General features: G+C 59.6%; 26 protein-coding genes. 20 read left to right on the top strand and 6 right to left on the bottom strand.

The genetic code is table 11. From position 1 onward, the window contains the following. The first annotated feature begins 78 nt into the window (after positions 1-78). From ACXAGD_RS16115 to smpB, 10 genes are all read left to right on the top strand, one after another. Positions 79-1,446, top strand: a complete 1,368-nt coding sequence (locus ACXAGD_RS16115) for an MFS transporter (RefSeq protein WP_475211913.1) — start codon at positions 79-81, stop codon at positions 1,444-1,446. Beyond that, complete coding sequence (mepA, locus tag ACXAGD_RS16110) at positions 1,443-2,306, top strand: penicillin-insensitive murein endopeptidase (RefSeq protein ID WP_475211912.1); 864 nt, start codon at positions 1,443-1,445, stop codon at positions 2,304-2,306. Before ACXAGD_RS16115 ends, mepA begins: the two co-directional genes overlap by 4 nt. Continuing rightward, the gene (locus tag ACXAGD_RS16105) at positions 2,279-3,160 is read left to right on the top strand and encodes an esterase-like activity of phytase family protein (protein WP_475211911.1); all 882 of its coding nucleotides are present in this window, start codon (positions 2,279-2,281) and stop codon (positions 3,158-3,160) included. The genes mepA and ACXAGD_RS16105 overlap by 28 nt, the downstream gene beginning before the upstream one ends. Before the next feature lie 91 nt (positions 3,161-3,251). Continuing rightward, positions 3,252-3,896 carry a queuosine precursor transporter gene (locus ACXAGD_RS16100; protein WP_475211910.1) on the top strand — a complete coding sequence of 215 codons (645 nt, stop codon included), beginning with the start codon at positions 3,252-3,254 and terminating at the stop codon, positions 3,894-3,896. 264 nt (positions 3,897-4,160) lie between these two features. Next, positions 4,161-4,580 carry an alternative ribosome rescue aminoacyl-tRNA hydrolase ArfB gene (arfB, locus tag ACXAGD_RS16095; protein ID WP_475211909.1) on the top strand — a complete coding sequence of 140 codons (420 nt, stop codon included), beginning with the start codon at positions 4,161-4,163 and terminating at the stop codon, positions 4,578-4,580. 54 nt (positions 4,581-4,634) lie between these two features. After that, positions 4,635-5,381 carry an SDR family oxidoreductase gene (locus ACXAGD_RS16090; protein WP_475211908.1) on the top strand — a complete coding sequence of 249 codons (747 nt, stop codon included), beginning with the start codon at positions 4,635-4,637 and terminating at the stop codon, positions 5,379-5,381. Positions 5,382-5,390: 9 nt separating this feature from the next. Then, positions 5,391-6,407 (top strand): P1 family peptidase, encoded by a 1,017-nt coding sequence (locus ACXAGD_RS16085; RefSeq protein WP_475211907.1) that lies wholly within the window; start codon positions 5,391-5,393, stop codon positions 6,405-6,407. Positions 6,408-6,520: 113 nt separating this feature from the next. Continuing rightward, positions 6,521-6,934, top strand: coding sequence for a c-type cytochrome (locus tag ACXAGD_RS16080; RefSeq protein WP_475211906.1), 414 nt, complete (start codon positions 6,521-6,523; stop codon positions 6,932-6,934). A gap of 207 nt (positions 6,935-7,141) precedes the next feature. Then, positions 7,142-7,684: an isopentenyl-diphosphate Delta-isomerase gene (gene idi / locus ACXAGD_RS16075; protein WP_475211905.1), complete on the top strand. Its 543-nt coding sequence runs from the start codon at positions 7,142-7,144 to the stop codon at positions 7,682-7,684. Between the two features lie 47 nt (positions 7,685-7,731). After that, positions 7,732-8,214, top strand: a complete 483-nt coding sequence (gene smpB, locus ACXAGD_RS16070) for an SsrA-binding protein SmpB (RefSeq protein ID WP_170326303.1) — start codon at positions 7,732-7,734, stop codon at positions 8,212-8,214. A 13-nt stretch (positions 8,215-8,227) separates the two neighbouring features. Here smpB and glpK read toward each other — a convergent pair whose 3' ends face one another. The 3 genes from glpK to panB all read right to left on the bottom strand — a co-directional run bounded on the left by glpK (position 8,228) and on the right by panB (position 11,451). Further along, on the bottom strand, positions 8,228-9,706 hold the full coding sequence (gene glpK / locus ACXAGD_RS16065) for a glycerol kinase GlpK (protein WP_475211904.1): 1,479 nt from the start codon (positions 9,704-9,706) through the stop codon (positions 8,228-8,230). Between the two features lie 66 nt (positions 9,707-9,772). Further along, on the bottom strand, positions 9,773-10,615 hold the full coding sequence (panC, locus tag ACXAGD_RS16060; RefSeq protein WP_475211903.1) for a pantoate--beta-alanine ligase: 843 nt from the start codon (positions 10,613-10,615) through the stop codon (positions 9,773-9,775). Beyond that, entirely contained in the window at positions 10,612-11,451 is an 840-nt protein-coding gene (panB, locus tag ACXAGD_RS16055) for a 3-methyl-2-oxobutanoate hydroxymethyltransferase (RefSeq protein WP_475211902.1), read from the bottom strand. The genes panC and panB overlap by 4 nt, the downstream gene beginning before the upstream one ends. A 170-nt stretch (positions 11,452-11,621) precedes the next feature. On the opposite strand from panB, the gene ACXAGD_RS16050 reads away from it, so the two are divergent. The 6 genes from ACXAGD_RS16050 to ACXAGD_RS16025 are packed head-to-tail and all read left to right on the top strand — an operon-like array spanning position 11,622 to position 19,104. After that, entirely contained in the window at positions 11,622-13,109 is a 1,488-nt protein-coding gene (locus tag ACXAGD_RS16050; RefSeq protein WP_475211901.1) for an ABC transporter substrate-binding protein, read from the top strand. Between the two features lie 54 nt (positions 13,110-13,163). After that, positions 13,164-14,225, top strand: a complete 1,062-nt coding sequence (locus ACXAGD_RS16045; RefSeq protein ID WP_475211900.1) for a ligand-gated ion channel — start codon at positions 13,164-13,166, stop codon at positions 14,223-14,225. A gap of 40 nt (positions 14,226-14,265) precedes the next feature. Further along, complete coding sequence (locus ACXAGD_RS16040; protein ID WP_475211899.1) at positions 14,266-15,213, top strand: ABC transporter permease; 948 nt, start codon at positions 14,266-14,268, stop codon at positions 15,211-15,213. Further along, positions 15,210-16,025, top strand: coding sequence for an ABC transporter permease (locus ACXAGD_RS16035; RefSeq protein WP_475211898.1), 816 nt, complete (start codon positions 15,210-15,212; stop codon positions 16,023-16,025). The genes ACXAGD_RS16040 and ACXAGD_RS16035 overlap by 4 nt, the downstream gene beginning before the upstream one ends. After that, entirely contained in the window at positions 16,022-17,620 is a 1,599-nt protein-coding gene (locus ACXAGD_RS16030; protein WP_475211897.1) for an ABC transporter ATP-binding protein, read from the top strand. The genes ACXAGD_RS16035 and ACXAGD_RS16030 overlap by 4 nt, the downstream gene beginning before the upstream one ends. A 32-nt stretch (positions 17,621-17,652) precedes the next feature. Beyond that, the gene (locus ACXAGD_RS16025; RefSeq protein ID WP_475211896.1) at positions 17,653-19,104 is read left to right on the top strand and encodes an aldehyde dehydrogenase family protein; all 1,452 of its coding nucleotides are present in this window, start codon (positions 17,653-17,655) and stop codon (positions 19,102-19,104) included. A gap of 3 nt (positions 19,105-19,107) precedes the next feature. On the opposite strand, the gene pncB is transcribed toward ACXAGD_RS16025, so the two are convergent. After that, the gene (gene pncB / locus ACXAGD_RS16020; RefSeq protein WP_475211895.1) at positions 19,108-20,400 is read right to left on the bottom strand and encodes a nicotinate phosphoribosyltransferase; all 1,293 of its coding nucleotides are present in this window, start codon (positions 20,398-20,400) and stop codon (positions 19,108-19,110) included. Positions 20,401-20,650: 250 nt separating this feature from the next. Here pncB and ACXAGD_RS16015 point away from each other — a divergent pair, with 250 nt between their 5' ends. Continuing rightward, complete coding sequence (locus tag ACXAGD_RS16015) at positions 20,651-21,091, top strand: hypothetical protein (RefSeq protein ID WP_475211894.1); 441 nt, start codon at positions 20,651-20,653, stop codon at positions 21,089-21,091. On the opposite strand, the gene pncA is transcribed toward ACXAGD_RS16015, so the two are convergent. Beyond that, on the bottom strand, positions 21,088-21,681 hold the full coding sequence (gene pncA, locus ACXAGD_RS16010; protein ID WP_475211893.1) for a bifunctional nicotinamidase/pyrazinamidase: 594 nt from the start codon (positions 21,679-21,681) through the stop codon (positions 21,088-21,090). The genes ACXAGD_RS16015 and pncA overlap by 4 nt on opposite strands. 95 nt (positions 21,682-21,776) lie before the next feature. Here pncA and trhO point away from each other — a divergent pair, with 95 nt between their 5' ends. Together trhO and ACXAGD_RS16000 are read left to right on the top strand one after the other, a co-directional pair. Continuing rightward, positions 21,777-22,682, top strand: a complete 906-nt coding sequence (gene trhO, locus ACXAGD_RS16005) for an oxygen-dependent tRNA uridine(34) hydroxylase TrhO (protein WP_475211892.1) — start codon at positions 21,777-21,779, stop codon at positions 22,680-22,682. 74 nt (positions 22,683-22,756) lie between these two features. Continuing rightward, positions 22,757-23,260 (top strand): potassium channel family protein, encoded by a 504-nt coding sequence (locus ACXAGD_RS16000; RefSeq protein ID WP_475211891.1) that lies wholly within the window; start codon positions 22,757-22,759, stop codon positions 23,258-23,260. Positions 23,261-23,273: 13 nt separating this feature from the next. On the opposite strand, the gene ACXAGD_RS15995 is transcribed toward ACXAGD_RS16000, so the two are convergent. Then, entirely contained in the window at positions 23,274-23,603 is a 330-nt protein-coding gene (locus ACXAGD_RS15995) for a hypothetical protein (RefSeq protein ID WP_170329695.1), read from the bottom strand. Positions 23,604-23,795: 192 nt separating this feature from the next. On the opposite strand from ACXAGD_RS15995, the gene betB reads away from it, so the two are divergent. Then, complete coding sequence (gene betB / locus ACXAGD_RS15990; RefSeq protein ID WP_475211890.1) at positions 23,796-25,250, top strand: betaine-aldehyde dehydrogenase; 1,455 nt, start codon at positions 23,796-23,798, stop codon at positions 25,248-25,250. Positions 25,251-25,267: the final 17 nt, after the last annotated feature.

The following is a 25,267-nucleotide window of genomic DNA, read 5'->3' as shown; positions in this document are numbered from 1 at the left end:
GCAAGCCCGCGCCAACAGAACGCTTGCGAATTGGCCCAAAGGCCCGTCTTATGAACGCAACGATAATCTGGGGCGGTCATGGCAGAGATTTCCAAGCGCAAGCGCATTTGGGGCTGGTGGTTTTTCGACTGGGCCAGTCAGCCTTACCATTCGCTGTTGGTCACTTTTGTTTTTGGCCCCTATTTCGCGGGCGTGGCAGCGGGGTATTTTTCGGGCACGGGGCTGGACGCCGAGGCCGCAGCAGCGCGGGCGCAGACGGTCTGGGCCAATTGCCTGACCATCACCGGGCTGATCATCGCCTTTGGTGCGCCATTGCTGGGCGCGATGGCGGATGTGACTGGGCGGCGCATCCCTTGGATTTTTGCCTTTTCGGTCATGTATGTGGTCGGTTCAGCGGCGCTGTGGTTCACGATGCCCGATGGATCGAACATGTGGTTGATGCTGTCGGCCTTTGGGTTGGGCTTTGTGGGTGCGGAATACGCGCTGATCTTCATCAACTCGCAACTGCCCGATCTGGGCGATGACAACGAGGTCGGTGAGATTTCGGGCTCGGGCTTTGCGTTTGGCTATTTCGGCGGGCTGATCTCGCTGGCGATTATGCTGACGATGTTTGTCGAACAGCCCAACGGTAAAACGCTGATTGGTATCGACCCGATTTTTGGCTTGGATGCTGCCACACAGCAGGGCACGCGGTTTGTGGGCCCGTTCACTGCCGGATGGTTCGTTCTGTTCATGGTGCCGTATTTCCTTTGGGTCCGTGACGACCCCGAGAGCGGCAAACACGGCAGTCTGTCTGAAGCGCTTGGTGTTCTGGCAAAGGCGGTATCTGATCTGCGCCACCGGGTCAGTCTGGCGACCTATCTGGGATCGTCCATGTTCTATCGCGACGCGCTAAACGGGCTGTACAGCTTTGGCGGCGTCTACGCGCGGCTGGTGCTGGAATGGGGGCTGATCAAGATCGGCGTATTCGGGATTGTCAGCGTTCTGGCCTCGGCGATCTTTGCCTGGATCGGTGGCAAGATGGATAAAAAATACGGCCCTAAACCGGTCATTCTGGTGGCGATCTGGGTCCTGATCTTTGTCTGCGTCACCGTGGTGTCGATGGACCGGACGCAGATTTACGGCATCTCGCTTCCAGAAGGGTCGGGCCTTCCGGACATGGTGTTCTTTGGCTGCGGCATTCTGATCGGCGGTATGGGCGGCATTCTGCAATCGGCCAGCCGCTCGCTGATGGTGCGCCATACTGATCCCGCTGCTCCGGTCGAGAGCTTTGGTCTGTATGGCCTGTCTGGCCGCGCCACCGCCTTTGCTGCGCCCTTGCTCATCGGGATTGCAACAACCGCCACCGGTAGTGCGCGGTTAGGGGTGTCACCAATCATTCTGTTGTTTATTCTGGGACTGTTCCTAATGCGCTGGGTGAAACCGGAAGGGGATCAGAGCAGATGATTTTACTACGTTTTTTGGCAATAATCACCGCGATAACACTGGCAGGAACGGCCGGGGCGCAACCCTTGGCCAAGCAATTGTTCGGGGCGCAAAAGCAAAGTTCACAGCAAAAACCGGCCGCGTTCGGCAGTTATTCGCGCGGCTGCGCCGCCGGATCGGTGCAACTGCCCGAGACGGGGCCGACATGGCAGGCCATGCGTCTGTCGCGCAACCGTAACTGGGGGCATCCGCAAGCGATCGACTATGTGCAGGACCTCAGCCGGTTTGCGGCCAAGCAGCCGGGGTGGAATGGTCTCTATGTCGGGGATATCAGCCAGCCGCGTGGCGGGCCGATGACCTCGGGCCATCGTTCGCACCAACTGGGTCTGGACATTGATATCTGGATGCTGCCCGGCGACAACATGCGGCTGTCGCGGAAAGCGCGCGAGAATATCTCGTCGATTTCTCTGCGCCGCGCCAACGGGGCCTATGTGAACGGCAACTGGACGAAACAGCATCACGCCGTGCTGCGAGAAGCCGCCAAGGACAAGCGCGTGGCCCGGATTTTCGTCTTCCCCGGCGCCAAGGCCCAGATGTGCAAGGATGAGAAAGGCAACCGCGCCTATTTGCGCAAGATCAGGCCGTGGTGGGGGCATCACTATCACTTCCATGTGCGCCTGAAATGCCCCAAGGGCTCACGCGGCTGCGTCAATCAGGATCCGCCGCCCAAAGGGGATGGCTGCGCCGAGGCGCAACAATGGGTACGTAATATCCTCAACCCGCCGCCACCTGATCCGAACGCCCCGCCGCCCAAGAAACGCCGGGAATATGTTCTGACCGATTTGCCTCAGCAATGCGCAGCCGTCTTGCAATCCAACTGATTGCTGTTCTGCTTGCTGGGTCTGTCTGGGCGGCCGAGGTCAAGACGGCCTCCCAGCTGAACAGCTTTGCCTGGCGGCACAAGGCCGACTGGTTCGGCGGATTTTCCGCGCTGCATATTCTGGACAATGGGCGCCAGATGATCGTGCTCAGCGACCGGGCGGTTCTTATCCGCGCGGCGATCAAGCGGGACGGGGATGAGATCACCGGGGTGCGGGTCATCGGGAACTGGCCGGTTCTGTCCAGCAAGGGGCGCCACCTAAGCGGTAGTGTCGGGGATTCCGAAGGTCTCGCGGTTGCGCCGGACGGCAGTTTTTACATCTCGTTCGAGGCGGTGCACCGCGTGGCCCACTATACGGCCCCCGGCACCAATGCCCGGGTGCTGCCGCGCCCAAAGGCGTTTGAGCGCCTGAGCCGGAACGGCGGATTCGAGGCGCTGGCCATCGACAACCAGGGCCAGCTTTATACCCTGCCCGAGAAAAGCCGCACCCAGGATGGGAGCATCCCCGTCTATCGTTGGGACGGGCAAGCCTGGTCGACGCCTTTCGTACTGCCGCCGCAGGGTAAGTTCCTGCCCGTTTCCGCCGATTTCGGGCCTGATGGTCGGTTCTACGTGCTGGAGCGCAGCCTGTCCCTAACCGGCTTTCGCACTCGCTTGCGCCGTTGGCGGATCACGGGGGACGTGCCTGAGGCCGAAGAAACCCTGTTCACCAGCGGCACCGGCGCGCACGACAATCTCGAAGGGTTGTCGGTGTGGCGCGACGATCAGGGGCGTCTGCGCGCCACAATGATATCGGACGACAACTTTCTGGCCCTGCAACGCACCGAGCTGGTGGAATATCTACTGCCGGATTGACTCGTGGTGTTCAAAGGTCTAAACGCACGGCTTGCCTTGGGACGGTCCCTTGGCCAAGTCGCCGCTACCTTGTCAAAACGGGCATCAAAACATGCAACGCGCTTACATCCCCGGCATTCTTGCCATGGCCGCCATCGTTGTGGCCTCGAACATCCTGGTCCAGTTCCTGATCTTTGATGGGCTGCTGACTTGGGGTGCCTTTACCTATCCGCTGGCCTTTCTGGTCACCGACATCATGAACCGCGTCTATGGCGTGGCCACCGCCCGCAAGGTTGTGTTTGCCGGGTTTATTACCGGTATCATCTGCTCGTTGATCGGCAGCCAAATCATACTGCAGGGTGATGGGTTCACCTATGCCGCCGTGCCGCTGCGGATCGCTGTGGCCTCGGGTACTGCGTTCCTGATTGCGCAACTAACCGACGTCACCGTGTTCAACGCTATGCGGGGTGGCCGTTGGTGGCGCGCACCGTTGGTCTCGACCCTGATTGGATCGGCGCTGGACACCGCGCTGTTCTTCACCATCGCGTTTTCGGCCTCGGTCACCTTCTTTGGTGCCAATGCAGACGCTGCAATCAACTGGGCGTGGGAGCCGGTACCCTTCATGCTATCCGGCCCGATGGCGCCGCTGTGGGTGACGTTGGCCTTTGCGGATTGGCTGGTGAAACTGTCGCTGGCGCTGATCGCACTGATCCCGTTCAAGGTGATCGTTGCGCGACTGACCGCGCAGCCTGCGTAAAAAAGTGCTTTGAGAATGGCGCATCTTGTGTCAGGCTCAAAGTTAACCGCAACAGATAGAAAAGGAGGTGATCCAGTGTCGAGAAAGAGATTGGAGAGAGGTGTCGGAACAACCGGGGGGATCGCCTGCTAGGGCAGCCCTTGGCGGAGCACTCGCTCCGGCTGGTCGATTGATCTAACCGACCCGACCTCCTTATACTTTCGAAGGGCCGTCCCACCGGGGCGGCCCTTTTTGTTTTTGCCCGCGCCGGATAAGGTCCACACCATGTTGCGCATCACCGACGATATCGCCCTGCAAGACTGGGAAATGACCGAGAGCTTTGTCCGCTCGTCCGGTCCCGGTGGGCAGAATGTGAACAAGGTGTCGACCGCTGTTGAGCTGCGGTTCGAAGCGGCGCGCTCGCCTTCCTTGCCCGATCCGGTAAAAAACAGGCTGAAAAGGCTGGCCGGGCGGCGCTGGACCAAGGATGGCGCAATCATCATTCAGTGCGAGGAAACTCGCAGCCAGGCCCGCAACCGCGAGATTGCCCGCGCGCGACTGGCCGAACTGATTACCCGCGCGCTGGTCAAGCCCAAGCGGCGGATTGCGACGAAGCCCACATACGGCTCGGTCAAGCGCCGTCTGGCCGCAAAAAAGGCGCGCGGAGACGTAAAGGCGCTGCGGGGTAAGGTCGCGGAAGATTGATCTGGTAGTTTCGCGGCACGTTGCTAGTCTGACCCGGTAAGGGAGAGCAAAACCATGAGGTTAGAGGGAAAAACCGCGGTTGTGACCGGTGGCGCATCGGGCTTTGGTGCCGGGATCGCGCAGAAATTCCTGTCCGAAGGCGCGCGGGTCATGATTGCCGATGTCAACGGTGACGCGGCCGAGGTTCAGGCCAATCAACTCGGACCCAATGCGATGGCGCAACTGGTGGATGTGGCCGACGCGAACTCGGTTCAGGCCATGGCCGATACCGTACGGGATCGGTTCGGGCATCTGGATATTCTGGTGAACAATGCTGGCATCACCCATATGCCGATGCCGCTGGAAGAGGTCACCGAGGGTGATTTCGACCGCGTCTTCAACGTGAACATGAAATCCGTCTACCTGACCGCGCGGGCGCTGGTGCCAGCGATGAAGGCGCGCAGAGAGGGTGCTATCCTGAACGTGGCCTCAACAGCCGGCCTTTCGCCGCGACCGAACCTGAACTGGTACAACGCCTCCAAAGGTTGGATGATCACCGCAACTAAGACAATGGCCGTGGAGCTTGCTCCGTCCGGCGTACGGGTGAACGCGATTTGCCCGGTGGCCGGTGAAACGCCGCTGCTGACATCTTTCATGGGTGAAGACACGCCCGAGATGCGCGCCAAGTTCCTTTCGACTATCCCGCTGGGCCGGTTTTCGACCCCCGAAGACATGGCCAACGCCGCCTGTTTCCTGTGCTCGGACGAAGCCAGTATGATCACCGGCGCAGCATTGGAGGTCGATGGTGGCCGCTGTATTTAAGGTGTGCTTATGACGCCGGGACCCAGAAACCTGATCACAGACGTCCCCGGCCTGCTGGTCGGAAACGCACAGGATGATGTGCTGAAATCGGGCACAACCGTTCTGACGGCAGATCAGGCTTTCGCCGCATCGGTCCACGTCATGGGCGGCGCACCGGGGACGCGGGAAACCGATCTGCTGGCGCCGGACAAATCCGTCTCGCACGTGGATGCGATCGCTTTGTCTGGCGGATCGGCCTTTGGGTTGGACGCCTGTTCCGGCGTGTCGGATGCGTTGCGCGCGCAGGGCCGGGGGTATCCGGTGGGCGACACCGTTGTGCCAATTGTTCCGGGCGCGATCCTGTTCGACCTGTTGAATGGTGGAGACAAAGGCTGGGACGAAAACCCGTACCGCGCCTTGGGTCGGGCCGCGTTTGCCAATGCTGCTGAGGACTTCGCGCTGGGCACTGCGGGTGCGGGCACCGGTGCATTGGCCGCCCGGCACAAGGGTGGACTGGGGTCGGCCTCTGTTGTGTTGGAAAACGGCGTTGCTGTCGGCGCGCTTGTTGCAGCCAATCCGTTGGGCAGCGTCACTACGCCGGGCGACCGCCATTTCTGGGCCGCACCATTCGAAATTGGTGCGGAATTCGGCGGATTAGGGTCTGATTCCAGTGCCGATCTGGGGCAACCTCAACCCAGCCTCAAGGCCCAGGCAATGCGACCGGCCGCTTCGGACAAGGGCAATACCACCATTGCTGTCGTGGCCACCGACGCGGTGCTGTCGAAACCGCAATGCCAGCGGCTAGCGGTGGCGGCGCATGATGGCATTGCCCGTGCGATCCTGCCCGCCCACACGCCGGGCGATGGAGATCTGGTGTTCGGGGTCAGCACCGGCGTGCGCCCGGTCACCGCTGAGACTGACTTGGGGCTGATCGGTCACGCGGCTTCGGTCTGCCTTGCGCGGGCGATTGCTCGCGCGATCTATCTGGCGACCCCCGCCAAGGACGATCTTTTGCCCTGCTGGTCGGCACCACATGACTTAAGTTAAGGACGAGCATTATGCCGCAGTGGCACAGTGCCCTCGCGCGGCAATCTGCGCGTTGACTCTCTACTGCGCCGGCGGTCCATTCGGTGCAGCCAATTTGTATCGGAGCTAAAGCTATGAATCGCATCCTTGCTACCGCAATTATCGGCCTTCTGGCCGCACCCGTTTACGCCGAAGGCGACGCAGAGGCCGGGAAGAAAACCTTCAACAAATGCAAGTCCTGTCACATGATTGCGGATCCTGATGGTGAAGTGATCGTCAAAGGCGGCAAAACCGGTCCGAACCTTTACGGCATTGCAGGCCGTACTGCAGGCACTGTTGAAGGCTTTAAATACGGTGACAGCATCGTCGCTGCTGGTGAAAACGGGCTGGTCTGGGACGAAACCACCTTTGTCGAATACGCGGTGGATCCCAAAGCGTTCCTGAAAACCTATCTCGATGACACCGCCGCAAAGTCCAAGATGACCTTCAAACTGAAGAAGGGCGGCGAAGACGTCTATGCTTATATCGTGAGCGTTTCAGGCGAATAACGTCCGTACTTGACAGCATCTGCAGTTACAAAAGGCCGCAGCCCCTGCGGCCTTTCGTGCGCTTGATAACTGAATAGATCAGCGCCAACTTGGGTTTGCGCAGTTCATCATGCCTTGGTTGCATGATTGCGCAAAGCCAAGCCGATCCGGCCTAAGTCACTTTCAAATCTTTGGCCCTTCAAGCAGATCGGCAGCAGGAGACGACAGATGGGAATTATGATCCCGGCCTGGGTTGATGGCGAATTGACCCCCGTGGACAAACTTGAGGCGCATGAAAAGGGCCTCAGACACAAAGCTGTGTCCGTCTTCGTCGTCCGTGGCACCGAGATTCTGCTGCAACGCAGGGCGATGGGAAAGTACCATACGCCGGGCCTGTGGGCGAACACCTGTTGCACCCATCCCGATTGGGGCGAGACGCCCTCGGAATGCGCCGTGCGCCGTCTGCGTGAAGAGCTAGGGATCACCGGTCTCTATCCCGAATACCGCCACCGGCTGGAATATCACGCCGATGTCGGCAACAACATGGTCGAGCATGAGGTGGTCGATGTCTTCTTAGCCCATGTGCGTGGCCCGCTGAAGATTGAGCCTAATCCGGACGAAGTGATGGATATCCGCTGGATCGACTACCATGATCTGCTGGCCGAAGTGCAGCGCCATCCGACGCGGTTTACGCCGTGGCTGAAGATTTATCTGCATAACCACGCTGACACGATTTTTGGGCCCGATCTGATCATCTCGGCCAAGACCTGACGGCTACGGCTTGCAAGGGCCGCCCAAGCCGCCTAAATCAACGCGTCATGGCCAAGCAAAAGCAGAACTCAGACCCGAATTACAAAGTCATCGCCGAAAACCGGCGTGCGCGCTTCGATTACGCGATCGAGGACGATATCGAGTGCGGCATCGTGCTGGAGGGGTCCGAGGTCAAATCCCTGCGCGCGGGCGGATCGAATATCGCCGAAAGCTATGCCTCGGTCGATGATGGTGAGCTGTGGCTGATCAACAGCTATATCGCGCCGTATGAGCAGGCGAAGGTGTTCAAGCACGAGGAACGCCGCCGCCGCAAGCTGTTGGTGTCGCGCAAAGAACTGGCCAACCTGTGGAACGCGACCCAGCGCAAGGGCATGACGCTGGTGCCGCTGGTTCTGTATTTTAACCACAAGGGCCGGGCCAAGCTGAAGATCGGCATCGCCAAAGGTAAAAAGCTGCACGACAAGCGTGAAACGCAGGCCAAGCGGGATTGGTCACGTCAGAAGCAGCGGTTGATGAAGGATCATAGCTGATCCTTCACCGGTTTCAGAACGCCATCGCCGCCGAAACGGCGCGTTTCCAACGGTCATAGGCGGCATCGCGTTCTTCGGCGGACAGTTCTGGTTTGAATCGGCGATCCAGCGCCCAGGTTTCCGCAAATCCCTGTTGGTCCGGGTAAACACCTGCCCGCATCCCGGCCAGCCAGGCCGCGCCCAACGCTGTGGTTTCCTGCATGACAGGGCGATCAACTTCGGCCCCCAGATAGTCCGACAGCCCCTGCATCGCCCAGTCCGAGGCGCTGGCCCCTCCGTCCACGCGCAGGGTCACGTCGGTCTCGGCCCCCCAGTCGCCCTGCATGGCGTGCCACAGATCGCGGGTCTGGTAGGCGATGCTTTCCAGTGTAGCGCGCGCAAATTCGGCACGGCCTGAATTGCGGGTCAGGCCAAATACCGCCCCGCGGCAGTCGGGCTTCCAATAAGGCGCGCCGAGGCCGGTGAAGGCGGGCACCAGAACCACATGCTGGTTCGGGTCAGCCTGTTGCGCCAGCTCTCCGCTCTCGGGGGCGGTTTCGATGATCTGCAACGCATCACGCAGCCATTGCACCGCGGCCCCGGCGACAAAGATCGAGCCTTCCAGCGCATAGGTCCGCTTGCCGTCCAACTGATAGGCAATTGTCGTCAGCAGGCGGTTTTTCGATTCAACCGGCTCATCCCCGGTGTTCAGCAGGGCAAAACAGCCGGTGCCATAGGTGGATTTCATCATGCCGGGCTGGAAACAAGCTTGTCCAATGGTGGCGGCCTGCTGATCTCCGGCCACACCCAGAATTGGGATATTTCCCCCTATTAGGGTCGTTTCACCGAAATCCGAGGCGCAATCGTGCACCTCGGGCAGCATGTTTATCGGCACGTCCAGCAAGTCGCAGATCTCGGGGCTCCATTTGCCCTTGTGGATATCGAACAAAAGGGTACGGGCGGCGTTGGTGGCGTCGGTGGCGTGGCTGCGCCCTTCGGTCAAGCGCCAGATCAAGAAACAGTCGATTGTGCCAAACATCAGCTCTCCGGCCTCGGCGCGGTCGCGGGCGCCAGGCACGTTGTCCAACAGCCATTTCACTTTGGTGCCCGAGAAGTAAGGATCCAGCAACAGGCCGGTCTGGGCGGTGACGTCATCTTCGCACCCGGCCTGTTTGTAGCGGGCGCACATCTCGGCGGTCCGGCGGTCCTGCCAGACGATGGCATTGTAGATCGGTTTGCCGGTGGCGCGGTCCCAGACAACGGTGGTTTCGCGTTGGTTGGTGATGCCTATGCCGGCGATCTGATCAGGGGTGGCGCCGGTGCTCTCCATCACTTCACGGCAGACCCGCAGGACACTTTCCCAGATTTCCTCGGCATCGTGTTCAACCCAGCCTTCCTGCGGGAAATGCTGGGTAAACTCATGCTGCGCCGTGCCTGCGCGCTGCATATCTGCGTCGAACAAAATGGCCCGCGATGATGTGGTGCCCTGATCAATGGCGAGAATATAGGTCATTCCCCGCGCCCCTCCCGTTTGGTTTTGCGGGACTTTAGCGCAAACAATGACAATCGTACCAGAGCTTCAGACCGGAATATTGTCGATCAGCCGAACCCCATCCGCCCAAGCCGCCGCGAACAGCCGTGCGGGGCGGTCGGCGTGGGTCAACGGCTCTAACGTTTCGGCGCATCGCAGGTGGATATACTCGACCTGAGCGAACCCTGCGGCCAGCAGATCGGTTTCCGCCCTGGCGGCCAGCGCGTCAAACGCGGCCCCGGACTTCAGAGACTGTGCCAGCCCTTGCATGATCCGGTGTTTGTTGGCAGCAATCGCCAGCCCCTCTGGCGAGAGGCGCAGGTTGCGCGACGACATCGCCAACCCCGAGGGTTCGCGCACTGTGGGGCAGCTGATCACCTCGATAGGAATATCCAGATCGCGCGCCATGCGACGGACCACCATCAGTTGTTGGTAGTCTTTTTCTCCGAAATAGGCTCGATCTGCCTGAGTCTGCAGGAACAGCTTGGCGACCACGGTGGCAACGCCGTCGAAATGGCCCGGGCGGAACTCGCCCTCCATCACATCGGTGAGGCCCGCGACTGAGACGTTGGTGGCGAAACCCTGCGGATAGATTTCCTCGGGCTCGGGCACGTAGATCGCATCGACGCCGTAAGGGGACAGTTTCTGCGCATCCTCATGTTCGGTGCGCGGGTATTTGGCCAGATCCTCGGGGTTGTTGAACTGTTTGGGGTTCACAAAGATCGTCGCGATCACCCGGTCGGTTCCAGCCTTTGCGGCCTCGACCAGCGACAGATGTCCCTGATGCAGCGCGCCCATGGTTGGGACAACGCCAATGGTTTCACCGTTGCGGCGCCATTCCGTCGTCAGCGCACGCAGGTCTGCCAGGCGGCGCAGGATCGGGGCAGTCATATCTTGGGTCCTTTGGACGGAGCTTGATCCGCAAACACATGTTCGTCGGCTGGAAAAGCCCGGGCGCGCACGTCGGCGGCGTACTCGGCGATTGCGGCTTCGGCCTGCGGGCCCAGTTCAGCGTAACGTTTGACGAATTTCGGTTTGAATGCGGTGAAGAAGCCGACCATGTCGTCGACCACCAGAATCTGTCCGTCGCAGTCAGCAGAAGCTCCGATGCCGATCGTGGGAATCGCGACTTCGCCCGTAATCTTGTCGGCAAGGCCCTGCGGCACCTTCTCAAGCACCACGGAGAACGCGCCAGCCTCGGCCACGGCACGGGCGTCGGCCAGCACCGCCTCGGCCTGTTCTTCCCGGCCTTGAACCTTGTAGCCACCTAGCGTGTTGATCGACTGCGGCGTCAGGCCAATATGTGCCATCACCGGGATGCCGCGCTTGACCAGAAAACGGATGGTCTCGACCATCTCGACCCCGCCCTCCAGCTTGACCGCACCCGCGCTGGTCTCGGCCATCAGACGGGCGGCGTTGCGGAACGCTTCTGCGGGTGAGTGTTCGTAACTGCCAAACGGCATGTCGATAACCATCATCGCCTTGTTCAGCCCGCGCGAAACGGCCTGCCCGTGCAGGATCATCATCTCCATCGTGACGGCCAGCGTCGATTCCAGCCCGTGCAGCACCATGCCCACGCTGTCGCCCACCAGAACAAAGTCGCAATGGCCATCCATCAGCCGCGCCATCGGGGTCGTATAGGCGGTCAAAGAGACCAGCGGTGTGCCACCTTTGCGGGCGCGGATGTCCTCGGCATTGGGGGCTTTTTTGTGGGCGGTCGCGCTCATGATCGCTCCTCCGGGGTTCATGTTGCAGCGCGGCATAGCAGATTGAGCAAGGTTATAGAAACCCCGGTTGCGCGAACATTTCCTTGATTGACCCGAGGTTTAAAGGGACATTAACCCCAGAATAGCCCGCAAAACAGCGGGTTCAGCCATAAAACCGGTGGGAGATTTTTATGACAAATCAAATGTTGAAATCCTTTGCTTCGGCGCTGGCGCTTGGGGTCAGTGTCTTTGCCACCGGGGCGTTGGCCAAATCCGATATCACCATCGCGATGCAGCTGGAACCGCCGCATCTGGACCCGACAAGCGCGGCAGCGCAAGCGATTGACTCGGTGGTCTACACCAACATTTTCGAAGGACTGACTCGGTTCATGGGGGATGGCTCGGTCGTGCCCGGGCTGGCCGAAAGCTGGGAGATTTCAGAAGATGGTACCGTCTATACGTTCAAGTTGCGCGATGGTGTGACCTTCCATGACGGCACCGCGATGGATGCGGAAGACGTCAAGTTCAGCCTTGACCGCGCTAGCGCCGAAGACAGTGCAAACGCGCAAAAGGCGCTGTTTGCCGGTATCGAAAGCGTTGAGGTGATCGACCCTCTGACCGTCAAGGTGACCCTGTCCGAGCCGAACGGCAATTTCCTGTTCAACATGGCCTGGGGGGATGCGGTGATCGTGTCGCCCGACAGCATTGAGAATATCACTACCAATCCCGTGGGCACTGGGGCCTATACCTTTGGCAACTGGGTGCAGGGCGACAGCATCACGCTGATCCGGAACCCCAACTATTGGGGCGAACAGCCCGCGTTAGAGACTGCCACGTTCAAATTCATCTCGGACCCAACCGCTGCGTTTGCTGCCATGATGGCTGAGGACGTGGATGTGTTCGACAACTTCCCCGCGCCGGAAAACCTGCCGCAGTTCGAGGCCGATCCGCGCTTTCAAGTTCTGGTGGGCTCGACCGAGGGGGAAACGATCCTGTCCACCAACAATAAGAAGCCTCCGTTTGATGATGTTCGGGTGCGGGAGGCGCTGGCTCATGCCATCGACCGGCAGGCGATTATCGACGGGGCGATGTTTGGTTATGGCACGCCCATCGGCACCCATTTCGCACCACACAACCCGGCCTATGTCGATCTGACCGGTACTTCGGCCTATGATCCGGAGAAGGCGGCCAAGCTGCTGGCCGATGCCGGGTATGAAGATGGGTTCGAGACCACGCTGCATCTGCCGCCGCCGTCTTATGCCCGCCGCGGGGGCGAGATCATCGCTGCGCAACTGGCCGAGGTCGGCATCACCGCCGAGATCATCAACGTGGAATGGGCGCAATGGCTGGAATCGGTTTTCAAGGGCAAGGATTACGGCCTGACCGTGATCAGCCACACCGAACCGATGGATATCGGCATCTATGCGCGCCCGGACTACTATTTCCAGTATGACAGTCTGGACGCCCAAACATTGATGGAGACGTTGAACGCCACCACCGACCCGGAAGAGCGCAAAAAACTGCTGGGTGACATGCAGCGGCTGATCGCAACTGATTATGTCAACGGCTACCTGTTCCAACTGGCAAAGCTGGGGGTTGCGAAGGCAGGTGTGCAGGGTCTGTGGGAAAACGCACCGACCGCCGCGATTGATCTGACCCAGATCAGCTGGTCCGAGTAACCTTTTCCGGGGCTGTAACCGGCCCCGGTTTTCTGTTTCCGAGTAAGCCTGACTATGAACCTGATCCGCATCCTTTGTCTTTTTGTTGCCTGCTTCTTTGCCGCTGGTGGGAAAGCGCAAGCGCAAAACGGGCTGGAAGGTGGGTTGGGGCCGCTGGTCGGGACTCCTGAAAACCCGCTTCAGGTAGGGATCGGCATCCGCATCGATCAGGTCACCAGCGTCGATCAAAAGGCCGAAAACTATGGCGCGGTTGTTGTTCTGCGGGTCGAATGGACCGACCCGGCGCTGGCCTTTGATCGCGATGAGGTCGGGCGCGAGATTCAAGTCTTTAACCCTCCGGATCTGGCCGATCATGCGCGGGCACTGGGTGCGGTTGTGCCCGCGTTCGTCATTCACAATCAGCAGACCAACAAATGGATTCACGAATCCGCCGCCTCGCTGCGCCATGACGGCCATGTGGTCTATGTCGAGAAATCCTCGCTGACTTTGCAGGCCCCGCATTTCGATTTCCGTAAATATCCGTTCGACACGCAGGACTTCTTTTTCGAGGTCGTCTCGGTCTTTCCGTCCGAATATGTGTCCTATTACCCGCTCGAGGAATACTCGGGCCTTGGCGATCTGCTGGGCGAGGAAGAGTGGATTCTGGACAACCCCCGGGTCGAGCGCTCGACGGTGATCGGCCTGTCCGGTCGGGACAGTGATCAGGTCGCGCTGGCCTTCGAGGGCAAGCGGCACCTGACCTATTATGTGATCCGGGTGTTCTTGCCGATGCTGGTTCTGATCACTGTTGGCTGGGCGCTGTTCTTCCTTGACGAATACCGCCGCCGGATTGAGATCGCGGGGGGCAATCTACTGGTCTTCGTGGCCTTCAATTGGGCAATCTCTGCCGATCTGCCCAAGCTGGGTTATCTGACCTTTCTGGACTTTATTCTGCAATGCATGTTCTTGATGACCGGGGCATTGATCGTGTTCAACGTCGCCTTGCGCAAACTGAAAGTGTCCGGGCGAGAGGACGGGGCCAGAAAGCTGGACAATTACGCGATCAAGTGGATTTACCCGCTTGGCTACGCCGCCATCGTCGCCTACGCGATTTTCATCTATCTTCTGGTGCCCTAGGCGCTGGACCCGCGCGGATAGTGTGCCTAACGTGGCCTGGATGCTGCGCTATGCCCTCAAACGTCTGATATCACTGCTGATCAGCCTGGCCGTCGCCTCGGTGGTCATCTTCGCCGTGATCGAGGTTGCGCCGGGTGATCCGGCCTCGTTCATGCTAGGCGTGAACGCGCAAGAAGACACCCTGGCCGCGTTGCGGGCCGAGCTTGGGTTGGATGTCTCGAAGGTGCAGCGGTATTTCAACTGGGTCGGTGGCATGCTGGTGGGGGATTTTGGCACCTCCTACACCTATCGCACGCCGGTTTCGCAGATGATCGCGGACCGGCTGTGGGTGTCCCTGCCGTTGGCTTTGTATGCGCTGACATTGTCCACCTTGATCGCCTTTCCCGCCGGAATTTACGCCGCCGCACGTCGCGGCAAGCCGGGGGATCTGACGGTGATGGGGGCGACGCAGCTGGGCATCGCGGTGCCGAATTTCTGGTTTGCGATGATGCTGGTGCTGATTTTTGCCATCAATCTGCGCTGGTTTAATGCGGGCGGGTTTGTCGGCTGGGATCAGGGCATCTGGACCGGTCTGCATTCCCTGACCTTGCCCGCCATTGCGCTGGCCCTGCCGCAGGCGGCGATTCTGGCACGGGTTATGCGGTCCTCACTGCTGGATATTCTGGGTGAGGATTTCATGCGCACCGCCCGCGCCAAGGGTCTGTCGCGTCGTCAGGCGCTTTGGCGGCACGGGGTGCGTAACGCTCTGATTCCGGTGCTGACCATCATCGGGCTGCAGTTTTCCTTTCTGCTGGCGGGCTCGATCATCATCGAACAGGTGTTCTACCTGCCGGGCCTCGGACGGTTGGTGTTTCAGGCCATTTCCGCCCGTGACCTGATCGTGGTTGAATCTGTCGTCATGCTGTTGGTCTTCGCCGTCATCACGGTGAATTTCCTAGTCGATCTGGCCTATGCTGCCGTTGACCCCCGCCTGAGGAGCAGGACATGAACCGCAATCTGATCCTTGGCGCGGTGCTATCCTCGCTGGTTCTGCTGGCGGCCCTGGTGTCCTTTGTCTGGACGCCCTACGACTATGCGTCGCTGGATATCCCGAACAAATTGCAGCCACCCAACGCGCAACATTGGTTTGGCACGGATCATTTCGGCCGCGACATGTTCTCGATGATCATGGTGGGTGCGCGAACGTCGATTGCGGTGGCTTTGGTTGCCGTTGGCATAGGCGTGGCGCTGGGCGTGCCTTTGGGCCTGGCCGCAGCGGCGCGCAAGGGATCGTGGCTGGATGAGGTCATCATGCGCGGCAATGATCTGGTTTTTGCCTTCCCCTCGCTGGTCATCGCCATCCTGATCACCGCCGTGTTCGGGGCCGGCGCCATCAATGCCATCATCGCCATCGGCATCTTCAACATCCCTGTCTTTGCCCGCATCACCCGCGGCGCGGCGCTGTCGCTGTGGGAACGAGAGTTCATCCTTGCCGCCCGCGTCTCGGGCAAAGGGGCAGCGCGGATATCGGCCGAGCATATCCTGCCCAATGTGGCGAATCTGCTGATCGTGCAGGGGACCATTCAGTTTTCGCTGGGGATACTGGCCGAGGCAGGGTTGTCCTATGTCGGTCTTGGCGCGCAACCGCCCACGCCCAGCTGGGGTCGGATGCTGGCCGATGCGCAGACAATGGTCAGTTTTGCCCCGCATTTGGCTCTGATTCCGGGGCTGGCGATCATTGTAACTGTGCTGGGGTTGAACCTTCTGGGCGACGGGTTGCGGGACTGGCTGGACCCACGGATACGGGTGGCACGGGCATGAGTTTGCTGCAGATCGAAAATCTATCGCTGTCAATTCATGGCACTGACATCCTGAAACAGATCAGTCTGTCCATCGATCCCGGTCAGATCGTGGCTGTGACCGGAGAGAGCGGCTCGGGCAAGTCGATGACCGCGCTGGCCGTGATTCAGTTGCTGCCGAACGGCGCGCAGGCGCAGGGTACGGTCCAACTGGAAGGCCTGGAACTGTTGAACCGCCCCGAAGCTGAGATGTGTGCCCTACGCGGTGCCGCCATCGGCATGGTTTTTCAGGAACCGATGACCGCCCTAAACCCGGTCAAAACCATTGGCGATCAGGTGATGGAGACGATCCTGATCCACAAGGCTATGTCACGCCCGCAAGCCCTTGAGCGTGCGCAAGAGGTTCTGACCCGCGTTGGCCTGCCGCCAGACCGCTTTCCCCTTTCGCGCTACCCGCATGAGCTGTCCGGAGGTCAGCGCCAGCGTGTGGTGATCGCCATGGCCATCGCCCTGCGCCCCAAGCTGCTGATCGCAGATGAGCCGACAACTGCACTGGACGTGACCACGCAGGCGCAGATCCTCGACCTGCTCAAAGGGTTGGTGCGCGAATACGGCATGGGGTTGCTGATGATCACACATGATCTGGCTGTGGTGGCGGGCATGGCCGACCAGATCGTGGTGATGCGGCGCGGAGAGGTGGTCGAAAGCGGCGCAACCGCCCACCTGCTGCAGAACATGCAGCACCCCTATACACAGATGCTGTTCGAAGCCTCGGGCCATCAGGTTTCGCTGCCCAAGGTCACTGATCCTCGGCCCCTGCTTGAGGTGACACAAGTCACACGCGACTACCGTCTGCCCCGCAAGGGGCTGTTCGGCACACCGGGGCATCATCGTGCTGTGGACGGGGTCAGCTTTACCCTTAACAAGGGGGAACGTCTGGGGTTGGTAGGTGAGTCCGGATGCGGAAAATCGACCCTAACACGGGCAATATTAGGGCTAGAAGAAGTTCAGAGCGGTGAAATCCGCCTTGACGGTCAACCGGTTTTCTCGGGCCACAAGCCTAACCCGATGGTACGCCGCAAGATGCAGGTGGTGTTTCAGGACCCCTATGGCAGCTTCAACCCGCGCCACCGCGTGGCCCGTCTGATCACCGAACCCTTTCACCTATTGGAAGCGCCGCCCACCGGGACCGAGCGTCAGGACCGGATTGCCGAAATGCTGACAGCCGTGGGCCTGAGCCCCGATGACGCAGGAAAATACATCCATGAATTCTCTGGCGGACAACGGCAGCGCATCGCGATTGCGCGTGCGCTGATCATCCGCCCGGAACTGATCCTCTTCGATGAGGCCGTCTCGGCGCTGGACGTCTCGGTCCGGGCGCAGATATTGGACCTGTTGGCCGAGCTTTGTGAAACCTATGACCTGACCTATCTATTCATCAGTCATGACCTGAGCGTGGTGCGCACAATCACCGACCGTGTGATGGTGATGCAGGCGGGCCGGATCGTTGAACAGGGAGAAACCGAACAGGTCTTTGCCAATCCACAGCACTCTTACACCCATACCCTGATCGAAGCCGCACCAGTCTTGCCGGATATCGGCAAACACGTTGCATAAACTCCCTTATTAGAGCCTGAAAGGAGACCCAAATGTCCAACCCCCTCTGGTTCAATTCCAGCCTGTGTCTGATCGGTGGCAAATGGGTCAGCCCCACCTCTCAGGCGGATATTCCACTGATCAACCCGTCAGACGGGTCCGAGATTTGCCGGATTGCACGCGGAGATGCAGCAGATATCGATGCCGCCGTACAGGCCGCTCAGGCCGCGTTGGACGGCGACTGGGGGCGAAAAACAGCTCTGGAGCGGGGACGTATTCTGGCTCGGCTGGGCCGATTGGTTCTGGAAAGGGTGGATGATCTGGCGCAGATCGAAGCAATGGATGTGGGCAAGCCGCTGACCCAGGCGCGGGCAGATGCAGTGGCTTTGGCGCGGTATTGCGAGTTCTACGGTGGGGCCGCCGACAAGGTGATGGGCGAGACCATCCCCTATCTGGACGGCTACACCGTCTATACGCTGCGCGAGCCACATGGGGTGACGGGCCATATCGTGCCGTGGAATTACCCGATGCAGATCATCGGCCGCTCAGTCGGGGCGGCGCTTGCGATGGGCAATGCCTGCGTGCTGAAACCCGCGGAAGAGGCCTGTCTGACCGCGCTGGCCTTCGCTCATCTGGCGCAGGAGGCCGGCTTACCTGCGGGTGCGCTGAACGTCGTGCCTGGACTTGGGGCCGAGGCCGGGGCGGCGCTGTCAGGGCATCCGGGCGTCGACCATATCTCGTTCACCGGCTCGGTCGCCACCGGTGCGCTGGTACAGCAGGCGGCGGGCCGCAATGTGGTGCCAGTGACGCTGGAACTGGGTGGAAAATCCCCGCAACTGGTGTTCGACGATGCCGATCTGGACGCCGCGCTGCCGTTTCTGGTGAACGCGGGCATTCAGAACGCAGGGCAAACCTGTTCCGCCTCGTCCCGCATTCTGGTGCAGCGTGGAGTGTATGAGCAGGTCAAATCTCGCATGGCGACGGCTTACGCCGATCTGACCGTTGGTCCGGCAGCAGAGGACCTGCGGGTTGGTCCCCTGATCTCGGCCCGGCAGAAGGAAATCGTGACCGGGTTTCTCGCCAAGGGGACCGATCTGAGCACTGCGGGGCAGGGGCGGATCGTTGATCATGCCCCAGAACAGGGCGCCTATGTCCGGCCCACTTTGTTTGCCGATGTCCCCCCGGATCACGCGCTGGCACGAGACGAGATTTTCGGCCCAGTTCAGGTTTTGATCCCCTTCGATACCGAGGAAGAGGCCGTCCAGATCGCCAACAGCACCGATTACGGATTGGTCGCCAGTATCTGGACCCGCGATGGCGCGCGGCAGATGCGGCTGGCAAAACAGCTGCGCTCGGGTCAGGTGTTCATCAACAATTACGGCGCGGGAGGCGGAGTAGAGCTGCCTTTCGGTGGGGTCGGTAAATCCGGGCATGGCCGTGAAAAGGGGTTCGAGGCCCTTTACGGCTTCTCACAGCTGAAAACCGTGGCAGCACATCATGGTTAGGGTCTAAACAATCACCTCAATCGATTCCTGCGCACCAACACCGAACACGCGCTTGTAGCGTTCGATCTCGCCTTGCGGCCCCATTGCCTTTTCCGGGTTGTCCGACAGTTTAACCGTCGGGCGGCCATTGGCCGACACCGCCTTGCAGACCAGTGAGAACGGCGCCAGCGCGTCATCCGGCACCAATCCGCGGAAGTCATTGGTCAACAAGGTGCCCCAACCGAAGGAAACCTTGGTGCGGTGAGCGAAACGCTCATGCAGCTCGCGGATTTTGTCCACGTCCAGCCCATCGGAAAAGATCACCCGTTTTTGCATTGGGTCTTCGCCGCGCGATTTCCACCAGTTGATGGCACGTTCTGCACCCGCCGCCGGATCCCCGCTGTCGACACGGATACCGGTCCAGCCCGCCAACCAATCCGGGGCTCGGTCCAGAAAACCCTGCGTGCCATAGGTGTCGGGCAGGATGATGCGCAGGTTGCCCTCATGCTCGTCATGCCAATCGCTGAGAACGTCGTAAGGGGCCTGCGCCAGTGCGTCATCGGTTTCAGCCAGCGCAGAATAGACCATGGGCAGTTCGTGGGCGTTGGTACCGATCGCTTCAACCTCGCGCCGCATGGCGATCAGACAGTTTGAGGTGCCTGAAAACGCCGGACCCAGCCCTTCGATCATCGCCTGCACACACCAGTCCTGCCACAGGAAGGAATGCCGCCGACGGGTGCCGAAATCAGCGATGCCCAACCCATCGATGCCGCGCAACTGTTCGATCTTTTCCCAAACACGGGTCATGGCGCGGGCATAAAGAACCTGAAGCTCGAATCGGCGCATGTCGTTGAGTACCGCGCGGGATCGCAGCTCCATCAGTACTGCCAAGGCTGGGATTTCCCACAACATGACCTCGTGCCACTTGCCCTCGAATGTCAGTTCGTACTGATCGCCCTTGCGCTCAAGGTGGTAAGGCGGCAAGCGCATGTTCTCGAACCATTCCATGAAATCCGAGCGGAACATTTGCCGTTTGCCATAAAACGTGTTGCCCCGCAGCCATGTGCTTTCACCCCGGCTAAGGCTGAGCGACCGGATGTGATCCAGCTGTTCACGCAATTCACCTTCATCGATCAGCTTTGCCAACGGAATGTGATTCGACCGGTTGATTAGCGAAAACACCACATCCGTTTGGGGCTTATTTCGAAACACTGACTGGCACATCAGCAGTTTGTAGAAGTCAGTGTCGATTAAAGACCGGACAATCGGGTCAATCTTCCATTTATGATTGTACACGCGTGTCGCAATATCGACCATGGGGGAACTCCTGCGATTTCCGTTGTTAGATCAATAGGTGTGGGGATTGGCAAGAGTCGCCGGATTGTAGACAATGACAAGGTCAGAACACAAATTGAGCATATTGTGTGATCTTTTCATTGTTTAGTGAGAAGAAGGGGAAGGAAGTACAAGGTTAAGTCGGTGTATGGGTTTTGAGTACGACTTTGATATTGTAACGATTGATGCTGACGAAACGAAGTCAGGGTCCGCAACGCCCGAGAGTAGGACGGTGCGTGCTTTGTTTCGCGATGCCAATGTCACCGAGGCTCTGCGCGAGGCCTCTCCCAAAATTCGTCTGATATTCGAAGAAGCCGGGTTTGGTCTGGACACGGCCAAAAGCAATCTTGCACACGGGTATTTCCGCGCGCAGGACGCGGCCGAGCGGGAACGTATCCTGCGGGCGCTGTTCGCCAATATCAGGGCGGTGGGTGTTAAGGGCGAATATTGCGGTGCGTTCGACTTCCTACAATTCCTGAACGATGTGAAAACAGCGCGCCCACGGAACGAGATCCAAGCAAAAGTTCAGGACAGGTCGCCGATCCAGCAACAACCCGAAGCACCCAAACCCAAAAGACGTTCGGTTCAGGGGCGGATTGGGTTTGCGCTTGGGCTGGCCGTGGTTGTGATCGTGGTGCTCAGGTATTTGGCGTCAGAGGGCGCAGCACCCTAAGTCAGCGTTACACCGGCGTTGCGCATTGCGGTTTCCGCCGCAGCCAGCGACCCATCCAGGTCGATGGCTCGGCAGGCCTCTGTCCGGACGGTCACATCAAACCCAAGCCGCGCGGCATCCACCGCCGAGAAATGAACGCAGAAATCCGTCGCCAGACCAACAAGGGTTAGTGTGCCGATGCCGCGTGTTTTCAAATAGCCCTCAAGACCCGTCGGCGTGGTTTGGTCGTTCTCGAAAAAGGCCGAATAGCTGTCGATGGCGCTGCGAAACCCCTTGCGAATGATCAGATCGCCGTCGGTGCGCAGATCGCTATGAAACGCAGCGCCCTGTGTGCCCTGTACGCAATGATCCGGCCACAGCACCTGCGGGCCATAAGGCATCTCGGTCATTTCATAGGGGTTTTTGCCCGGGTGTGAGCTGGCGAAGGAAGAATGGCCTGCCGGGTGCCAGTCCTGGGTCAGAATCACGGCCTCGAAATCTCCCATCATCGCATTGATCGGGGCGACGATCTCATCCCCGCCGGGTACGGCCAACGTGCCACCGGGACAGAAATCGTTCTGGACGTCGATTACAAGCAGGGCATGGGTCATCGCGGTCTCCTTGGTTGTTTTATCGGTACGGGGCTGTGCAGGGGCCGTCAATCCAATCCCTTGCGACTCTTAGACAGCAGGTTTAGACCGCGCGCATGTATACGATAGCTGCCCTGTATCACTTTACCCGTTTTGCCGATCCCGCTGCGCTGCGCGAGCCTTTGCTGGAGCAGTGCCGTGCGCAATCGGTCAAAGGCACTCTGCTGCTGGCGCAAGAGGGGATCAACGGCACCATCGCAGGTCCGCGCGCCGGGATTGATGCGGTGCTGGCGCATATTCGTGCGTTACCGGGCTGTGCTGACCTAGACTGGAAAGAGGCCACTGCCGACCACCCGCCCTTTGGCAAGATGAAGGTGCGACTGAAGAAAGAGATCGTGACCATGGGCCAGCCGGATATCGATCCACGCGCCCGCGTTGGCAATTACGTCGAGCCCGAGGATTGGAACGATCTGATCCGTTCGGACGATGTGGTGGTGATCGACACCCGCAACGACTACGAGGTGGCGATAGGCACGTTTGAAGGCGCAATAGACCCTGAAACAGCCAGTTTTCGCGATTTCCCCGGGTGGTGGGATGAGAACAAGGACCGCTTCCACAACAAGCGCGTCGCCATGTTCTGCACCGGTGGTATCCGCTGTGAGAAATCGACCAATTTCCTGCTGGGGCAAGGGGTCGAGGATGTCTATCACCTGAAGGGCGGCATCCTCCGCTATCTCGAGGAGATGCCTGCCGAGGACAGTACCTGGCAAGGTGAGTGTTTCGTGTTCGATAACCGCGTGTCTGTGGGTCATGGGCTGGTCGAGGGGCCACACAACCTGTGCCATGGCTGCCGCCGCCCGATCCTGCCCGAGGACATGAAGCGCCCCGAATATGAACACGGCGTCTCCTGCCATCAGTGCATCAACGAAACCTCCGAGGCCGACAAGACGCGGTTCCGCGAAAGGCAAAAGCAAATTCTGCTGGCGCGGCAACGCGGGCAGGAGCATCTGGGCACCGACTAACGCACTGATAAACCTATTGCAGCCATGCGCCGGAAAGCGGATCATCCTTCCGCGCACACGGTATCGGAGGTGTCATGCATCGTGAACCAACAACCCTGGCGGAGTGGAAATCGACTCTGGTCGCAGCCCTGGGGCTGATCTTGGCCAGTTTCATGGCCTGGTATGGGTTGTCCCGTCTCAGCGAGGCGGCAGCCGGGGATACGATCGGAACGATCACGTCGGTCGGTTTGGTGATCTGGATCGTTTCGCAGTCCTGGTATTACATGACGCAGGTAAAGTCTCCACGTCGCCTGGTGTTCCTGATGGGCGTGTCCTTCATACAGGTGGTGCCATTCCTGTTCGCAGCAGCCTATGGGGCTTTTGGTTATTACGACCTGTGTGTAATCGGTGCCAGAGGGCCGGCGGACGTGCTGTATTTCTCTTACGTCACCTTCACCACGGTTGGGTATGGCGACATGGCCCCTGTCGGGTTGTGTCGCGCGCTTGCGGCGGCCGAGGCCGTAATGGGCTATGTGCTGTTGGGAATGTTCGTTGCGGCGGCGGTCAGCATCTTTTCCCGTAACCACCAACCTCATTGAACCTGCGCCTTGCCTATTTGTTCTGATCGATCCAGCGCGACATCATCTGTTTGTCGCGAAAGCACTCGGACGGGATCGGCCGGCGCTTGCTGCGCGAGATGCGCTCCGCAAAGGCGACCTGTTTGCCGGTCGGATAGTTTGCAAATGGTGACGGGTCGTGTGGCTTATGGGCAGAAATCCAATCCGACATCGACCGCCGGTCGCGTTGCGCTTCGACAGGAATGTCCAGCGCCGACTGTTCGGCAATGGCGCGGGCATAGCGCATCTGCCGGTCTGTGACGGGCAGCAAGTGATAGTCGTTTGATGGGCCGCTTAGGGCGGAATTTCGCATGTTCCGGGTCATCGGGTGATCCTCTGACTATGTAGAACATAAATAGAACATTAACCTTTCATTTCAAGGTTTGGCTGTTTTGACTCGGCAACAAGCCGCCTGAAATTGCTTTTATTGACTGGTAAATCAATAAAAGCTAAATCCCTTTGCAACGCACCCATTTCCCTTGCACCAAAGGGACATCCGTACAGAAAAGGACGCGGCATGAAGTTTCAGCCCAAGGCCAGCCATTTCATTAATGGCGAATATGTCGAAGACACCAACGGCGCCCCGATCGACGTCATCTACCCGGCCACCGGCGAGGTCATCGCACGGCTGCATTCCGCAACGCCCGAGGTTGTAAATAAGGCTCTAAACAGTGCAAAATTGGCTCAGGCCGAGTGGGCGGCCATGTCGGGAACCGAGCGTGGTCGCGTTCTGCGCTGCGCCGCTGACATCATGCGCGAACGCAACTATGACCTGTCGGTCTTGGAAACCCACGACACTGGTAAACCCCTGCAGGAAACGCTGGTGGCCGATGCGACCAGCGGCGCGGACGCGCTGGAGTATTTCGGCGGTTTGGCGGCCTCGCTGACCGGTGAGCACATCCCGCTGGGCGGTGGTGACTTCGTCTATACGATCCGCGAGGCACTGGGTGTCTGCGTTGGCATTGGCGCCTGGAACTATCCGACCCAGATTGCTTGCTGGAAAGGCGCACCCGCTCTAGCCTGCGGCAACACGATGGTTTTCAAACCCTCTGAGACCACGCCCTTGTCCGCGCTGAAAGTGGCCGAAATTCTGATTGAGGCCGGTGCGCCCAAAGGTGTTTACAACGTCGTGCAGGGCTATGGCGATGTCGGTGCCTCACTGGTGACCGACCCACGCGTGGCTAAGGTCTCACTGACCGGGTCGGTGCCGACGGGCCGCAAGGTCTATGCAGCCGCTGCTGCGGACATGAAGCACGTGACCATGGAATTGGGCGGTAAGTCCCCGATGATCGTGTTCGACGACGCCGATATCGAAAACGCCGTGTCAGGCGCGATTCTGGGCAATTTCTACTCCTCGGGCCAGGTATGTTCGAACGGCACCCGCGTGTTCGTGCAGAAAGGCATCAAAGAAGCCTTCCTCGCCCGTCTGTCAGAACGTCTGGCAACCGCGAAAATCGGCAACCCGCTGGATGAAGAGGTCAACTTTGGCCCCATGGTCAGCGAAAACCAGATGAACATCGCGCTGGGCTATATCGAAAAGGGTAAAGCCGAGGGTGCGCGCCTGGTTTATGGTGGCGAGCGGATCGAAGGCGATGGTTTCTACATGCAGCCTACCGTTTTCGCCGACGTCACCGACGAAATGACCATCGCGCGCGAAGAGATCTTTGGACCCGTCATGTCGGTACTGGATTTCGACACTGAAGAAGAGGTCATGGCCCGCGCCAATGACACCGAATTTGGTTTGGCTGCTGGGGTGTTCACAAAAGACGTCATGCGCGCTCATCGTGTCGTGGCCGGGTTCGAAGCAGGCACCTGCTACATCAACACCTATAACCTCGCTCCGGTTGAGGCGCCGTTCGGTGGGTCAAAGATGTCGGGCGTTGGCCGTGAAAACTCGAAACTGGCGATCAACCACTTCAGTGAGATGAAGACGGTTTACGTCTCGATGAACGATGTCGAGGCGCCATACTAATCAAAACCGGCGATCCA

The organism is Ruegeria sp. ABF4_144 (assembly GCF_056160045.1).
Note: the sequence above shows the minus strand (reverse complement) of the source record. Positions and strands in the feature narration are given on the sequence as shown.

What these genes read in the sequence shown, in the direction of transcription:
- ACXAGD_RS16115 (WP_475211913.1), top strand. Translation starts at nt 79, where the DNA reads ATGGCAGAGATTTCCAAGCGCAAGCGCATTTGGGGCTGGTGGTTTTTC.
- mepA (WP_475211912.1), top strand. Translation starts at nt 1,443, where the DNA reads ATGATTTTACTACGTTTTTTGGCAATAATCACCGCGATAACACTGGCA.
- ACXAGD_RS16105 (WP_475211911.1), top strand. Translation starts at nt 2,279, where the DNA reads ATGCGCAGCCGTCTTGCAATCCAACTGATTGCTGTTCTGCTTGCTGGG.
- ACXAGD_RS16100 (WP_475211910.1), top strand. Translation starts at nt 3,252, where the DNA reads ATGCAACGCGCTTACATCCCCGGCATTCTTGCCATGGCCGCCATCGTT.
- arfB (WP_475211909.1), top strand. Translation starts at nt 4,161, where the DNA reads ATGTTGCGCATCACCGACGATATCGCCCTGCAAGACTGGGAAATGACC.
- ACXAGD_RS16090 (WP_475211908.1), top strand. Translation starts at nt 4,635, where the DNA reads ATGAGGTTAGAGGGAAAAACCGCGGTTGTGACCGGTGGCGCATCGGGC.
- ACXAGD_RS16085 (WP_475211907.1), top strand. Translation starts at nt 5,391, where the DNA reads ATGACGCCGGGACCCAGAAACCTGATCACAGACGTCCCCGGCCTGCTG.
- ACXAGD_RS16080 (WP_475211906.1), top strand. Translation starts at nt 6,521, where the DNA reads ATGAATCGCATCCTTGCTACCGCAATTATCGGCCTTCTGGCCGCACCC.
- idi (WP_475211905.1), top strand. Translation starts at nt 7,142, where the DNA reads ATGGGAATTATGATCCCGGCCTGGGTTGATGGCGAATTGACCCCCGTG.
- smpB (WP_170326303.1), top strand. Translation starts at nt 7,732, where the DNA reads ATGGCCAAGCAAAAGCAGAACTCAGACCCGAATTACAAAGTCATCGCC.
- glpK (WP_475211904.1), bottom strand. Translation starts at nt 9,706, where the DNA reads ATGACCTATATTCTCGCCATTGATCAGGGCACCACATCATCGCGGGCC.
- panC (WP_475211903.1), bottom strand. Translation starts at nt 10,615, where the DNA reads ATGACTGCCCCGATCCTGCGCCGCCTGGCAGACCTGCGTGCGCTGACG.
- panB (WP_475211902.1), bottom strand. Translation starts at nt 11,451, where the DNA reads ATGAGCGCGACCGCCCACAAAAAAGCCCCCAATGCCGAGGACATCCGC.
- ACXAGD_RS16050 (WP_475211901.1), top strand. Translation starts at nt 11,622, where the DNA reads ATGACAAATCAAATGTTGAAATCCTTTGCTTCGGCGCTGGCGCTTGGG.
- ACXAGD_RS16045 (WP_475211900.1), top strand. Translation starts at nt 13,164, where the DNA reads ATGAACCTGATCCGCATCCTTTGTCTTTTTGTTGCCTGCTTCTTTGCC.
- ACXAGD_RS16040 (WP_475211899.1), top strand. Translation starts at nt 14,266, where the DNA reads ATGCTGCGCTATGCCCTCAAACGTCTGATATCACTGCTGATCAGCCTG.
- ACXAGD_RS16035 (WP_475211898.1), top strand. Translation starts at nt 15,210, where the DNA reads ATGAACCGCAATCTGATCCTTGGCGCGGTGCTATCCTCGCTGGTTCTG.
- ACXAGD_RS16030 (WP_475211897.1), top strand. Translation starts at nt 16,022, where the DNA reads ATGAGTTTGCTGCAGATCGAAAATCTATCGCTGTCAATTCATGGCACT.
- ACXAGD_RS16025 (WP_475211896.1), top strand. Translation starts at nt 17,653, where the DNA reads ATGTCCAACCCCCTCTGGTTCAATTCCAGCCTGTGTCTGATCGGTGGC.
- pncB (WP_475211895.1), bottom strand. Translation starts at nt 20,400, where the DNA reads ATGGTCGATATTGCGACACGCGTGTACAATCATAAATGGAAGATTGAC.
- pncA (WP_475211893.1), bottom strand. Translation starts at nt 21,681, where the DNA reads ATGACCCATGCCCTGCTTGTAATCGACGTCCAGAACGATTTCTGTCCC.
- trhO (WP_475211892.1), top strand. Translation starts at nt 21,777, where the DNA reads ATGTATACGATAGCTGCCCTGTATCACTTTACCCGTTTTGCCGATCCC.
- ACXAGD_RS16000 (WP_475211891.1), top strand. Translation starts at nt 22,757, where the DNA reads ATGCATCGTGAACCAACAACCCTGGCGGAGTGGAAATCGACTCTGGTC.
- ACXAGD_RS15995 (WP_170329695.1), bottom strand. Translation starts at nt 23,603, where the DNA reads ATGACCCGGAACATGCGAAATTCCGCCCTAAGCGGCCCATCAAACGAC.
- betB (WP_475211890.1), top strand. Translation starts at nt 23,796, where the DNA reads ATGAAGTTTCAGCCCAAGGCCAGCCATTTCATTAATGGCGAATATGTC.